This window comes from Streptomyces sp. NPDC031497, assembly GCF_055580905.1.
In genome coordinates this window covers 41653-55243 of the sequence record NZ_JBVIKO010000011.1, presented here as the reverse complement: position 1 = coordinate 55243, position 13591 = coordinate 41653, and the positions used below count along the sequence as shown (strand labels likewise).

The 13591-nt window shown below is 71.4% G+C and carries 11 protein-coding genes and 1 pseudogene; 3 read left to right on the top strand and 9 right to left on the bottom strand.

The genetic code is table 11. The annotated features are described in order from the left end of the window. Window positions 1–76: 76 nt before the first annotated feature. The 5 genes and pseudogenes from ACZ5K7_RS23485 to ACZ5K7_RS23465 form a co-directional block, all read right to left on the bottom strand. A complete protein-coding gene (locus ACZ5K7_RS23485) occupies window positions 77–976 on the bottom strand; it encodes a S1 family peptidase (RefSeq protein WP_351699562.1) in 900 nt (299 codons plus the stop codon). Between the two features lie 250 nt (window positions 977–1226). Next, window positions 1227–1621 (bottom strand): annotated as a pseudogene (locus tag ACZ5K7_RS23480) (DUF1684 domain-containing protein); the annotation flags it as partial. Between the two features lie 159 nt (window positions 1622–1780). Next, window positions 1781–2593, bottom strand: coding sequence for an LLM class flavin-dependent oxidoreductase (locus ACZ5K7_RS23475; protein ID WP_468915759.1), 813 nt, complete (start codon window positions 2591–2593; stop codon window positions 1781–1783). Window positions 2594–2814: 221 nt separating this feature from the next. After that, complete coding sequence (locus tag ACZ5K7_RS23470) at window positions 2815–4572, bottom strand: FAD/NAD(P)-binding protein (protein WP_468915756.1); 1758 nt, start codon at window positions 4570–4572, stop codon at window positions 2815–2817. Then, window positions 4569–4730: a hypothetical protein gene (locus tag ACZ5K7_RS23465; RefSeq protein ID WP_468915754.1), complete on the bottom strand. Its 162-nt coding sequence runs from the start codon at window positions 4728–4730 to the stop codon at window positions 4569–4571. The genes ACZ5K7_RS23470 and ACZ5K7_RS23465 overlap by 4 nt, the downstream gene beginning before the upstream one ends. A gap of 942 nt (window positions 4731–5672) precedes the next feature. On the opposite strand from ACZ5K7_RS23465, the gene ACZ5K7_RS23460 reads away from it, so the two are divergent. Continuing rightward, window positions 5673–6113 carry a cell division protein SepF gene (locus tag ACZ5K7_RS23460; RefSeq protein WP_351699550.1) on the top strand — a complete coding sequence of 147 codons (441 nt, stop codon included), beginning with the start codon at window positions 5673–5675 and terminating at the stop codon, window positions 6111–6113. A gap of 37 nt (window positions 6114–6150) precedes the next feature. Here ACZ5K7_RS23460 and ACZ5K7_RS23455 read toward each other — a convergent pair whose 3' ends face one another. Together ACZ5K7_RS23455 and ACZ5K7_RS23450 are read right to left on the bottom strand one after the other, a co-directional pair. Continuing rightward, window positions 6151–7344: an acyl-CoA dehydrogenase family protein gene (locus tag ACZ5K7_RS23455; protein ID WP_468915751.1), complete on the bottom strand. Its 1194-nt coding sequence runs from the start codon at window positions 7342–7344 to the stop codon at window positions 6151–6153. 97 nt (window positions 7345–7441) lie between these two features. Beyond that, window positions 7442–9049, bottom strand: coding sequence for an MFS transporter (locus ACZ5K7_RS23450; RefSeq protein WP_468915748.1), 1608 nt, complete (start codon window positions 9047–9049; stop codon window positions 7442–7444). A 260-nt stretch (window positions 9050–9309) separates the two neighbouring features. On the opposite strand from ACZ5K7_RS23450, the gene ACZ5K7_RS23445 reads away from it, so the two are divergent. Continuing rightward, window positions 9310–10641, top strand: a complete 1332-nt coding sequence (locus ACZ5K7_RS23445) for a mannosyltransferase family protein (protein WP_468915745.1) — start codon at window positions 9310–9312, stop codon at window positions 10639–10641. A gap of 238 nt (window positions 10642–10879) precedes the next feature. After that, window positions 10880–11911, top strand: coding sequence for a phosphatase PAP2 family protein (locus ACZ5K7_RS23440; RefSeq protein ID WP_351699540.1), 1032 nt, complete (start codon window positions 10880–10882; stop codon window positions 11909–11911). A 106-nt stretch (window positions 11912–12017) separates the two neighbouring features. On the opposite strand, the gene ACZ5K7_RS23435 is transcribed toward ACZ5K7_RS23440, so the two are convergent. Together ACZ5K7_RS23435 and ACZ5K7_RS23430 are read right to left on the bottom strand one after the other, a co-directional pair. Beyond that, on the bottom strand, window positions 12018–12233 hold the full coding sequence (locus ACZ5K7_RS23435; protein WP_351699538.1) for an I78 family peptidase inhibitor: 216 nt from the start codon (window positions 12231–12233) through the stop codon (window positions 12018–12020). Between the two features lie 472 nt (window positions 12234–12705). Further along, the gene (locus ACZ5K7_RS23430) at window positions 12706–13401 is read right to left on the bottom strand and encodes a transglycosylase family protein (RefSeq protein WP_351699536.1); all 696 of its coding nucleotides are present in this window, start codon (window positions 13399–13401) and stop codon (window positions 12706–12708) included. Between the last annotated feature and the right edge of the window lie 190 nt (window positions 13402–13591).

Sequence of the window (13591 nt, the reverse complement as noted above, 5' to 3'; positions counted from 1 at the left end):
ACACCCCGTCAAAAGGGAGCCCCCGCACGCCGGTTGCGTACGGGGGTCCACTGGGAGAACGGATCCGGGAGGATCGTCAGCCGACGCTCACGCCGTAGTAGCTCAGCGCCTCGGTGACCGGCTGGAAGAAGGTCGTGCCGCCGGAGGTGCAGTCGCCGCTGCCGCCGGAGGTCAGACCGTAGGCGACCGAACCGCCGTAGAGCGGGCCGCCGCTGTCGCCGCCCTCGGCGCAGACCGTGGTCTGGATCATGCCGTAGACGATGTCACCGCTGCCGTAGTTGACGGTGGCGTTGAGCGCGGTGACCCGGCCGCTGTGGGTGCCGGTGGTCGAACCGCGGCGGTACACCGTCGTCCCGACGGCCGGGGTGGCCGCGCTGGAGATGGTCTGGCTGCCGACCGCGCTCGGGTGCGCGATCGAGGTGTTGGTGTAGCGGACCAGCGCGAAGTCGTTCGTCGGGAAGCTGTAGCCGACGTTGGTGCCCAGGACCGTGGTGTGGCCGGAGTTGCTGTACCAGGTCGAGGCCACCTCACCGCAGTGCCCGGCGGTCAGGAAGTAGTACGTGCTGCCGCTGTGCACGTTGAAGCCGAGGGAGCAGCGGTAGGCGCCGCCGTAGATGGCGTCACCGCCGGTGATCAGCTTCTTGAAGGTGCCGGGGGTGCGCTTGATGGTGATCGCGCCGGCGTCGGCGCCCGCCTGCCGCTTGATCTTGGCGATCTCGGCGGTGGAGACCGTGGAGTCGGCGGTGACGACGACACGGTGGGTCTTGCTGTCGACGGCCCAGGCGGTGCCGGGGACGTCCGCCTTCAGAACGGAGCTGTTCACGGCCTTCAGTTCGCTGGCGCTGAAGGTGTGGACGGGACTCGCGCTCGCGGTGGGGACGGCGAACGCTGCCGCGGCCAGGAAACCGGTGCCCACGGCGATCAGCCGGGTCCGTCTCGAGATACCGCTGCGGGGGGTCGTGCGCTTGATCCTCACTTTTCGTTCCCTCCCAGGGGAATCAGGGGGCCCGCGTGGGGTCGGGGCCCGTGAGGCGCAGCCAGGGACGACGTCCGGGTTCCGGACACGTAATGCCCCTGACAAGCGCTGAGGGGGAGTATTCGGGCGAACGACCGGTACCCGCAAGAGTGCCTTTCGGCCGTGCGACTGTGTTCGAACCATGCCGACTTTGTGTGATCTCGTCGCGGTCCGGGCGAGTTGACTCCTGGTCACAAATCCCGCGAAACCCTCAGGCCACTGTGCGCTCCCCCGCCTCGACCGCGAGGCCCAGCCTGTTCCCCGGCGGCGGGAAGGGGCAGATGAAGTGGTCCGCGAAGGCGCAGGGCGGCAGCCGCGCCCGGTGGAAGTCGACGGTGGTGGAGCCGTCGGCACCCGGGACGGCCGAATAAAGGAACCTGAAACGGTAGCTGCCGGCCCCGCTGGTGGCGTCGGCGAACACCGCCCACAGCCGGCCGTCGGCCTGCTCGGCGACCTGGAGCGTCAGGGCCTGGTCCGCCAGGGTGAAGGCGAGTTCCCCGTTGAGCACGAGCGCGCGTTCCACTCCGTCCGCGGTGTCGAGGCGGACGGTGCGCCGGTCGTCGTCGTACGGCGTGCAGCGGCCCGCACCGACCAGCGCGGGTAGGGGCCGACACGGTCCCCACGCGGTGTTCGTGCCGGCGCTTCCAGTCGTCGGACGCGTCCACGGTCATACGATCAGCCCTTCCCCGGCTCTCGGCATGGTCCACCGCATGTCTCTCCTGTGCACTCGACCCGAGACACGGCAGCCGGGCGCCCCGGGTTGTCTCAGGGCGCCGCGAACTGGCCGGCGGGCCTGGCCAGGCCCAGGTGCTCGCGCAGGGTGCTGCCCGGGTAGAAGGTGCGGAAGAGCCCGCGGTGCTGGAGCAGCGCCACGGTGCCGTTGACCAGCCGCTCCAGATCGCGGCGCGGTTCGGCGGGGATCAGGTGGAAGCCGTCGGTGGCGCCCTCGCCGTGCCAGCCGGCGATCAGCTCCGCGAGGTCCACCGGACCGCCCCGGTACAGCGGCCCCTGCACGGTCTGCCGGGGCCCGCCGCCCCCGTGCCCCGGCTCGGCCGCGCGCTCCCCGTCCCCCAGATCCACCACCAGACTCACCAGCACCCGCAGCGCGTCCGGCTCCCGCCCGAACTCGCCTGCCCGGTCCCGCAGTTCCTCGCGTACGGCGGCGGCCTGCGCGGAGTTCGCGGCCCGCACCAGGACGACATCGGCGTACCGGGCGGCGGTCCGCAGGGCGGCCCCCTCGGTGCCGTCGGCCACCTGGACCGGATACCCGGGCGAGGGCGCCGGCACGTCGCTCCACCAGCCCGCCCGGCCCCGGCTGACCTGGTCGAGGCGGTCGAGGGCGGTCACCGGGGCGGTCACCATCGGCACCAGCCCGATCCGCCGGGTGGCCGGGGCCACCTGCGACAGGACGGCGACCGGGTCGGTCTCCGCCCACCCGAACCGCCCGTCGAGCGTGACGAAGTCCAGGCCCCCGCTCTCGGCGAGCCGCGCCAACTCGACGTAAGGCTCCGTGTCGAACACGCCGACCTGATCCACGGCGGCGGCCAGATGCAGCCCCCGGCCGTACGAGCCGGTCATGAGAAACCACCCTCTCCCCTAGACACCCGGGCACCGGCTCGTCGAGCGACCGGTCCATCGATTCACAGCGCCTTCGGCACCAGGGCCCGGGGCCGCTCCTCCCGCGGAGCGGCCGGCACCTCCCGCTCGGGCAGCTCGTGGCGCCTGTCCCCGGAGCGGCCGAGGACGACGGTGACCTCGTCGGCCCGCGCCTGGAGGTCGATGTCCCCGGGCGCCCCGGGCTAGGCAGCGGCCCGGCCCGTCAGGTCGCGCAGGAAGGCCAGCGCCGCCCGTGCCGTGGCGTCGTTCTGCCGGAACGCGGGCCCTCCGGTGCGCGGCCGGGTGAACGCGCCGGGCGTACGGCCGTCGGTGAACGGTCCGAGCGCGAACCGCCGGGGATGCGGCCGTCCGTCCCCGTCGAGGATCCGCCCGTCGGCGGGGTCCACCCGGAGCAGCCCGTCGGGCGTCTCGGCCGCCCCGTCGGTCTGCAGCTCGCGCAGCAGCGCGTCCCGGGCCCGCCCGACCGTCGGTTCGGGCAGCCGCGCCTCGACCAGCGCCCGCGCCTCGACGGAGAACCCGGGCACGGTGTCCGAGGACGCCCGGAACACCCCGTCCCGCGCCGTCACCGTCATCCCGGCGCCGACGAACCTGACCACCCCCGCCCGGGACAGCGCGAGCAGTTGCCGCAGCCGGGGCCCGGGCGGCCCGGAGGCCAGGTAGCTGAAGAACCCGTGCCACCAGGACCCGATGTCCCCGAGCCGCACCAACTGCCCGTAGACGGAGAGCAGCCCGAGGAAGACCGCCAGGTCGGGGCTGTGCACCGGGTCATGACGGCGGCTCAGGTCGCTCTCGACATAGGCCCGCAGCCCGTCCTGGAACTCCTCGTGCGACCCGTACCGCACCCCGTCCAGCGGGCGGTCCAGCGCCGCGAGGTCGAGCCGGTCGGCCGGGTCCGGTACGGCGGCCGCCACCAGCGCCCGCAGTTCGGCGTCGCCCTCGGCGGCCGCGTACTTCTCCTCGAAGTCCGGCCAGGCGACGGCCGTCCGCTCGGGGTGGACGGTGAACAGCCGGTGGTAGTGGGCGAAGCCCAGCTCCTTCTCCACCAGCGGCCACACGTCCCGCCGGAAGTCGAACCCGCCCGGCCGGGCGCGCAGTTCGTCGACCTCGCCGGGGCCGAAGAAGCGCGGCAGCGGCGGACGTTCACCGGTCCAGTCGTAGCCGATCTTCGAGTGGTACGGCACTCCGCGCCGCGACCCGACGTACAGCACCGGCTCCTGTCCGGACGGCACATAGGTGTCACCGTCGTACCGTCCGCCCCGGCCCTCGGTAAGGAGCACCATCAGGTCGACGAAGGCGAGCCCGAACCCCCGTACCAGCACCGGCTCGCCGGGCCGCAGGGCGGACAGGTCGCTGTCGGCGGTGAAGTCCGGCGGCAGGTGGACCAGGCCGTGCGTGTCGGCGTACGCGGCCAGGGCGGTCTGCTCGGGGTCGAGGTCGGCGTCCAGGTGGCCGAGGGCGAGGACGACGAGGTCGGCGAGGAGCGGGCGCGGGCGGCCCTCCAGCCAGACCTGCTGGCGCCCCTCGCGCGGCCCGCTCACCCGCAGGGCACGGCGGGAGTGGTGGTGCACCGTGACACCCTCGGGCAGGTCGGCCACGGCGCGGTCGTAGACGTGCCGCAGATACCGGCCCTGGATCTGCCGGTCGGCGAAGGTACGGCCGTCCAGGCCCGCCCACTCATGCAGGGTCGGCCCCTCCCGCACCGGGCCGGTCATCCGCACCGTCTCGTCGGTGAACATGGTGACGTCCTCGGCGTGCGAGTTCATCCACAGCAGCGGCGACTGGGCGGCCCGCCAGATACGGCCGGCGCCCGGCGGATGCGGGTCGACCAGATGGATGTCGAGGCCGGGACCGGCGTACAGCTCGGGGGCGTTGGCGGCGATGCGTTCGAGCAGCCCGGTCCCCCGCGGACCGGCCCCCACGATCACCAGCTGGGGCCTCATCGGGCCGTCTCCGTGCCGCGCGGCACAGAGCCCGGGGTGAAGCAGCCGACGACGGCGGCCGCGCACGGCCCGTACCGGCGCTGCGGGACGGCTCTCAGGACGTCCGCGCGCTCGGGTATGCCGGGGGTGGGGGCTTGGGCGAGGGTTTCGGGTGACATGCGAAGGCTCCGTGGCGGATCAATCGAACACGGTGGACGCGCACACGATGGTGCGGCGGGTGCCTTCACACGGAACGTCGCTGGGCGGCGCTCTTACGGCCGAGCCCCTCAGCAGGGCCGTCCGTCGACTCTACGGGGCCGTTTCCCCTCTCTGTCAAGGTTGTCCAGAGTGTGGGCAGGGCGTCTCAAGTCAGTTGACGGAAAACCGGAGACCTGTTCCACTTGGCCCATGCATCCGCAGCAGTGGCTGGTCACCCGCTCCCACATCGACTTCGGTCGCGTGTGGTCCTGTTCCTGTTGAGCTGACCCACTGCGCGCCCCGCCCCCGGCGGGGGCTCTTCGCGTTCTCCCTCGCGCTCCTCGCTTCGCCTTCACACGCGCACCCCTCCCCTCGCGCCACCCCTCGCGCTCCACACGCCTGCTGATCCCAGGAGACCGCTCGACGATACGCACGCCCACCTATGCCTGTTTTATGGATTTTGCACCCTTTACTGTGATCACCTCGCCCGCGTTCCGAACGGCTGTGAACACACTCATCACCGACGGTATGTACGGCCGCATTCCGAAAAAACGAGGGACGACCGCGTCGACGGTCGACCTCGCGCGGATCTCCCCGCCGGAGCCGACGAACTGACAGTAGGTCAGGGCCCGTACGACGCTGAGCTGCGCTGTCATATCGGCCGACTGTCAGTTCGTCGGCCGTCGCCGGTTCACCCGGACGCACCGCCCATCACCCATACGCCCGGAACAATCATATTTCACTCACAGTCAGCAGCCGTGCGTGCAACGGCCCTTGGCACAACTGGGCTCTCGACGTATTCGCTCTGCACCAGTACCGTCACAAACCCCCCGCGCGGCGTCTATCCACTTGGCGCGCCATCCGCATCATGGACGACCATAGGGATGCGGAAGCATGAAAGACCGCTGTGAGAGGAGGCGTCCATGGGATCGGTACGCAAGGCGAGTGCCTGGCTTGGCCTCGTCGACGACAACGATGACGAGCGCTACTACGACGACGACTACTCCGAAGGGACCGAGCAGCCCGGGGATGCCTGGGTCACCGACCCCCGGGTCAAGGTGGCCTCGGACACCGCCGAGGAGAAGGGCCGCAGGATCGGCACGGTCACCCCGGACAGCTTCCGGGACGCCCGCGCGATCGGCGAGCTGTTCCGCGAGGGCGTGCCGGTCATCGTGAACCTCACGGCCATGGAGGCCGGCGACGCCAAGCGGGTCGTCGACTTCGCGGCCGGGCTGATCTTCGGCCTCCGGGGCTCCATCGACCGGGTGTCCAACCGGGTCTTCCTGCTCTCCCCCGCCAACACGGAGATCGTCAACGGTGAACCGGCCTCGCGCCGGGAGGACGGTTTCTTCAACCAGAGCTGAGGCAGGGCCGCTCGCCGGCCCTGCCCCCGCGCAGGGATCACCGGAAGGCGTCGAGCCCGGTGAGCGCCTTGCCCAGCACGAGCTGGTGCATCTCGACGGTGCCCTCGTAGGTGAGCACCGACTCCAGGTTGGTCGCGTGCCGCATCACGGGATACTCCAGCGAAATCCCGTTCGCCCCGAGGATCGTCCGTGCCGTACGGCAGATCTCGATCGCCTCTCGCACGTTGTTGAGCTTGCCGAAGCTGACCTGCTCGGGACGCAGGCGGCCGGCATCCATTCGCCGCCCCAGGTGATGGGCGAGCAGGATCCCCTTGTGCAGTTCGACCGCCATGTCGGCGAGTTTGGCCTGGGTGAGCTGGAAGCCGCCGATGGGCCTGCCGAACTGCTCCCGCGACTTCGCGTAGTCGACGGCCGTCTCGAAGCAGGTGCGTGCCGCGCCCATGGCGCCCCAGACGATGCCGTAGCGGGCGTGCGACAGACAGCTGAGCGGCCCCTTGAGGCCGGTGACCTCCGGCATTACGGCGTCGGCCGGGAGCCGTACGTCGTCCAGGACCAGTTCGCTGGTGACACTCGCCCGCAGCGACCACTTGTGCTTGATCTCCGGCGCCGAGAACCCGGGCGTGTCGGTGGGCACCACGAACCCCCGGATCCCGTTCTCGCTCTGCGCCCATACGACGGCCACGCCGGCGACCGAGCCGTTGGTGATCCACATCTTGCGCCCGTTGAGCACCCAGTCGCCGCCGGCGTCGCGCTTGGCGTGCGTGCGCATGGCGGCGGGGTCGGAGCCGTGGTCGGGCTCGGTGAGGCCGAAGCACCCGATGACGTCACCGGCGGCCATGGCCGGCAGCCAGCGCTGCTTCTGCGCCTCGCTGCCGAACCGGTGGATCGCGTACATGGCCAGCGACCCCTGCACGGACACGAGTGAGCGGATGCCCGAGTCGGCGGCCTCCAGCTCCAGACAGGCGAGCCCGTACTGCACGGCGGACGCGCCGGCGCAGCCGTACCCGGTGAGCGACATCCCGAGAGCCCCGATGCCGCCCAGCTCCTTGGCGAGCTCCCTGATGCCCGGCAGCTCCCCGCTCTCGTACCAGTCGGCGACGAACGGCAGCACCCGGTCCGCCGCCCAGCTCCGCACGGTCTCACGGACGGCGAGATCCTCCGGCTCCAGAAGATCGTCGATGCCGAGCGGATCACCGGCATCGAACGGAGGCAACTTCCCGGACGCGGACATGAGAACCCTCCCAAAACTAGCGCTGCTAGTTACAACAGGCTACGCGCACTCTCCCGGTTCTCCCACCCGCACGGGCGGTGCGTGGGAGATCGTCGGGTTACGCGGAGACGCGGGACATCTGGGGCTCCCTGGGGGCCGGGACCTCCACTGTCGGCTCCTCGCACTGCATCGCCCGCGGCAGCCTGAGCGCCATCACGGCGCCCAGCAGCAGCAGTCCCGCGCTCACCAGCAGCGTCACATGCAGACCGTGCACGAAGGAGTCCCGCGCCGCGTGGCGCAACGCCGCGCCCGTCGGCCCGCCGAGCCGCCCGGCGACCTCGTAGGCCTCGCCCAGTGAATGTCCCGCCGCGGCGGACGCCGACTCCGGCACCCCGGGTACCCGGGACAGCCCCGGCGCGTACGCGGCGTTCATCACGCTGCCGAGGAGCGCGATCCCGATGCCCGCCCCCAGCTGGTACGAGGTCTCGCCGATCGCCGCCGCCCCACCGGCCTGCGCCGCCGGCGCCTCGCTCAGCATCGACTCGTACGCCCCGAAGAGCGTGGTCTCCAGACCGAAGCCGAGCAGCACGAAGCCGAACAGCAGCAGACCCGCGTCGTCCACCCCGCCCATCGCCGTCAGCGTCAGCACCGCCACCGCGGTCAGGCAGAAGCCGAAGCACACCATCCGGCGCGGCCCGAAGCGCCGTAGCAGCCGCGCCCCGGCCAGCCCGGCCGCCATCGCGGCGAGCGTCAGCGGCAGCAGTCGCAGCCCCGTCTGCAACGGCGAGAGGCCCAGCACCAGTTGCAGATACTGCGCGGCGATCAGTTCGAGACCCACCAGCGCGAGCATCGCGAGGACAATGCAGCCCACCGCCGTACTGAACGCCGGCCGGGCGAACATCTTCAGGTCCACCAGCGGGAACGTACGCCGCCGTTGCCGTCGTACGAACAGGAACAGCAGCAGCGCGCCGAGCACCAGCGGGGCCATGGTGAGCGCGTCGGCGGCCGGTTCGCCGCTGCCCAGCCGTTTCACGGCGAACACCACGCCGAACAGCCCGGCCGCCGCCATCAGGGCGCCCACGACGTCCCAGGGGCCGTTGCGGTCGCCGCGGGACTCGGGGAGGAGAAGGCGCCCCACCGGAAGACTGACCAGCATCAGCGGGATGTTGACCAGGAAGACCGAGCCCCACCAGAAGTGTTCGAGCAGGAAGCCGCCCAACAGCGGCCCGACGGCCGCGCCGACCGCCGCCACCGCGCTCCATATGCCGATGGCGAGGGCCCGTTCACGGCGGTCGGGGAAGACCTGCCGGAGGATCGACAGCGTCGCCGGCATGATCATCGCACCGCCGACACCGAGCAGCGCCCGGGCCCCGATCAGCGCCTCGGCACTCGGTGCGACGGCCGCCGCCGCGGAGGCGACTCCGAACAGGGCGTACCCGAGGAGCAGGACGCGCCGCCGGCCCACACGGTCGCCGAGCGTGCCGAAGAGGATCAGCAGCGAGGCGCAGACCAGCGGGTAGACGTCGACGATCCAGAGCAGTTCCATGGCGCCGGGCTTGAGGTCCTCGGTGACGGCCGGCACCGCGACATGCAGCACGGTCGCGTCGAGGGCGACCAGCAGCAGGCTGACGCAGAGGACGACGAGGACGACCCAGCGGTTGGCACCGGCACCGGCCCCGGTCGCCCGACGGCGCGGCCGTACGGCTGCCGTGGTCGTCCCGGACATGTACGTACCTCCCAGATGATCCCTCGCGCGGGGCGGATCGGCGGGGCGGGGACTCCCCGTCGTACGGCCGGAGAGGAGCGGGGTCTCCGGCCCGCGCATACGAACGCGAGTGACACGTCAGCGTACGCGAGTTCGTTCCGAGGGCACGTGGCGGACCTCTCACACTCTCCACAGAACTCGTGTGGCGTACGCCACTGACCCCGCTGTGCACCACGCCCGGACGAGCCCCTCGGTTCCGCGTCCCGTCGATAATCGAGCCCGTGACCGATCTTGAAACGCCCATGGCGGCACCGCGCGCCCCAGTCCTGCGCCGGGCGGCGCCGGCCCTGCTCGGGTACGCCGCCGTGCGCGCCCTCGGCCTGCTCGCGCTGGCCGTGTGGAGCGGGGCGCGTGGCAAGAGCGCGTACACCTTGTTGACGGCGCGCTGGGACTCGCTGTGGTACACGCGGGTCGCCGAACTCGGGTACGGCTACGAGGTGCGGCTGCCGAACGGCGACGTCCACTCCAACCTGGCCTTCTTCCCGCTGCTGCCCTGGCTGGAGCGCCTGCTGCACGCGCTCACGCCCCTGTCGTACGCCGGCGCGGGCTTCACGGTCGGTCTGCTCGCCTCGCTCGCCGCGGCCTGGGGGATCTTCGCGGTCGCCGACCGCGTGTACGGCCCGCGGGTCGGCTCTTGCGCGGTGCTGCTGTGGGCCGTGCTGCCAGTCGGGATCGTGCAGTCGATGGCGTACAGCGAGTCGCTGTTCACGGCACTGGCCGCCTGGTCGCTGTATGCCGTACTGACCGGCCGCTGGGTGACCGCGGGCGTGCTGGCCTCGCTGGCGGGGCTGACCCGGCCGGTGGGGCTCGCCGTGGTGGCGGCGGTGTGGACGGCGGGTGTGGTCTCGTTCGTGCGGGATCGGAGCGGGGGTGTGCGAGACCGTAGCGAGAAGCGCGCGCACGGCGCGCGCGATGACGGGCGCGCCCCGGAGCCGTCCAGCGCCGCCCGCGCCCGGCGCGTCCCGCGAACGACCGGCGCGCCTCACGCAACACGCGCCCCTCACACGACACGCACCCCCCGCACCACAGCCGCCGCACCTCCGTCCGGCGCGCCTGCCTGGCGCCGCGCCCTCGGCATGCTCCTCGCCCCCGTCGGCGCCGCCGCCTATGTCCTGTGGGTCGGCCACCGCACCGGGAAGGGCCCGCTCGGCTATCTGGACGTCCAGGCGGGCTGGCGTAACGGCTTCGACGGCGGCTATGCGTTCGCACGCTTCGTCGCCGACAAGTTCACGTCATTTCCGTCCGCTCTGGCCGGAGCAGGTTTGATCATCGGTGTCTGCCTGGTGCTGTGGCTCTACGTGGTCGGCGTCCGGCAGGGGCAACCGCTTCCCCTGCTGGTCTACACGGGTGTCGTCCTAGCGCTCGCGCTGTGCGCGTCGAGCTACTTCGGCTCCAAGCCGCGCCTGCTGATGCCGGCGTTCCCGGTGCTGCTGCCACTCGCCCGAGTCCTCGCCCAGGCGCGCACCAGCAGATCCGTGCTGGTCACGGTCGGTGTGGCGGTAGCCTCGGCGGCGTATGGCGCGTTCTGGCTGAACGGCTCCGGGCCACCATGATCACCATCGTCGCGAGGGTGAGCAGCCGGAGGATTCCACACCACGCTTTGGTTAACGAATTCATAAGTGCCATAAAACGGCCGCCCGGCATGATCAAAGGAATTGAAGGGCGGGCACACCGCGGATTACGGAATCCTTAGAATTCGGAGGCCTCCTGAGAGGTTTCCCACATCACATCGTCATCACAAAGCCGCAGTTTCGACCGGGAACAGAGCTCACTCGCTGTAACGTCGATTGGGTGCGTACCGAACGAAAGCTCACCCGTCTGGACCGGGTGTTCGCCAGGCTGGACCGTGAGCCGGAACGACCGGCCCACATTGATGTGCCGAAGATGAGCCGGCACCGGGTCGTGTTGTTCACCGCGACCCTGGCCTTCTACCTGGCGATCGTGTGGGCCGTCGTGATCACGTCCTGGCTGGTCCGGCTCGACTGGCAGGTCATGTTCTTCCGGCCGTACCAGCAGTGGTCGGGAATCCACTGGTTCGTCGACTACTACGTGGTCCTCGGCCAGCGCGGCCCGACCGCCGTGATGGTCGCGGCCTGGCTGGGCTGGCGCTCGTGGCGGCAGCACACCCTGCGCCCGATGCTGACGCTCGGCGCCTCCCTGCTGCTGCTCAACATCACGGTCGGCGCCGCCAAGCTCGGCATGGGGCGCCTCGGACCGCACTACGCGACCGTGATCGGCTCGAACGAGATGGGCCTGGGCGGCGATATATTCCCCAGTGGCCACACCGCCAACGCGGTGGTGACCTGGGGAATTCTGGCGTATCTGGCCTCCACCCCGAGAGCCCGCCGGTGGCTGTCCGCGGCCTCCGCGGTCACCTCGCTCGGCGTCGGCATGTCCACCGTCTACCTCGGTACGCACTGGCTGAGCGACGTGTTGCTGGGCTGGGCCGCGGGGCTGCTGATCCTGCTGGCGCTGCCGTGGTGCGAGCCGTTCATCGCCCGTGCCGAGACCTGGCTCTTCGATCTGCGCGACCGCTGGCGTGCCCGCCGCGGCGGTACCGTCCCCGTGCCCGCGCCCGTCCCGGTCGCGCCGGTGGCGCTCAAACCGCGTACGGCGCCCGCCGAGGACGCGCCGGCACCGGAGCGCGAGCCGGTCTCCTCGGCCCGCTCGCCCCGGGCCCCGATCCATCTGGCGCCCGGCCCGCACACGGCCCGCTCGGAGCGCACCCCGGTGACCCCGGTGGGCAGCCGCCGCCCCCAGCACCCCGAGCGCCAGCCGCGCGGCGGCGCCGCCCAGCCGGCCCGCCCGCTGACGGGCGGCTGACGGCCGTAAGGACGCGACAGCGCGGCAGCCCGGTACGCACAGCCGGTACGCACGCCGAAGGCCCCGGTTCCCCACTCTGGGAACCGGGGCCTTCGCCTTCGTGCCGTCAGCCCTTCCAGGCGCGCGCCACGACGCCGTCCCGTACCTCGAAGTTGAGCCGTCCCGCCCGGTACTCCATGGTGATGATCGCGCCCGGCGGCAGCGAGCGCACCGTCGGCCACCCCCGCTGCCGGGCGAGTTGTTCCGCGTCGCCCGCGTCGAGGCCTACGTACCCCTGCGGGCTGTCCTGGGGCTCCTTCGGCGGAGCCGGATTCGGTGCCATGCGGCCACGCTAGGCCGCTTCCGGCGGGGACGGAAGTCGAGATCGGCCGGCGAAGTCCACTGTCCGTCTCCGGTCACGCTTCTGTCACAGAATCACGACACGCGTTTCGGTCGAACTCTGTCACACGTATGGGCGGTTCAGTACGCCTTCTTGGCGCATTCCCATGCAATTCCCTGATGCCGGTAGGGTCTTCCGAAAAGCCAGCCGGATAGAAGCGGAAGTAAGGATCAGGGCGCTCGGGGGAGCCCATTCCATTCCGTATCCGCGGGCCGCCGCGGAAGCTGACACCGCATAAGAGTTTCACCGCTTCGGCACAGAACCCGCGTACGACGCCGGGCCGGGCCCGGTTCCGGCAGCGTGAAGCGGCGCGAACTCGAAGCCCGGCGCCGTCGCCTGAATCAGCCTCACCACGCACCGGGCCCCGCCCGGTCGGGACCGGGCGGGGCGTGGCGGTGCGGGGCAGGGGCGCGCGTCAGAGCGCGAGGCGCTGCCCGGGCACGATGAGGTTCGGGTCGCCGCCGATGACGGCCTCGTTGGCGGCGTACAGGCGCTGCCAGGTGATGCCGTGGCGCTCGGCGATCCCACTCAGGGTGTCGCCCTCACGGACGGTGTAGTCGCCCCGGGCGGAACTACGGCCGGTGTGGGCCGTCGGACGCTGCGCCTTCTTGTGCGCGGGGGCCGACTTGGTGGTGGTCGACCCGGCGGCCGACCCCCCGGTCGACCTGGTGGCCGACTCGGTGCTGCTCTTCGTGGTCGCCGAGGCGCCCTCGGGCGCCGAACCGGTCGCTCCGGCCCGTGCCGAGCAGACCGGCCACGCGCCCCAGCCCTGGGCCTGCTGAACCTTGGTGGCGACGGCTATCTGCGCTTCCCTGGAGGCCTGGTCGGCCGTCGACGCGTAGGCGGTGCCGCCGTACGCGCGCCAGGTGGAGGCGGAGAACTGGAGTCCGCCGTAGTAGCCGTTGCCGGTGTTGATGTGCCAGTTGCCGCCGCTCTCGCACTGGGCGATGCGGTCCCACACTCCGTTGTCCGCCGCCTCGGCGTTGCCGGTCGCGGCCAGCAGGCCCAGCGGGGCCAGCAGCACCGCTCCGGCCAGGGCCGCCGTCGTACGGCCCTTGCGGGAGCCGTTCTTGGCGACGGTCTCACGGGTGGTATCGGCACACTCGGACATGTATTTCCCTCTCCACATACCCGGGCTCCCCCAAGCGTGACGCGGTCCCCGCGCGATGGACGCGGTTCGTCGCGCTCGCCCCGTCCGCGGCGGCCGGTACTGCGATGGTGCTCTGCCTGGTGCCGGCCGGCGGACGTACCCGAGCGGTGCTCGTTGCACACGGCGGAGGAATCTAGAGATCGGGAACGCC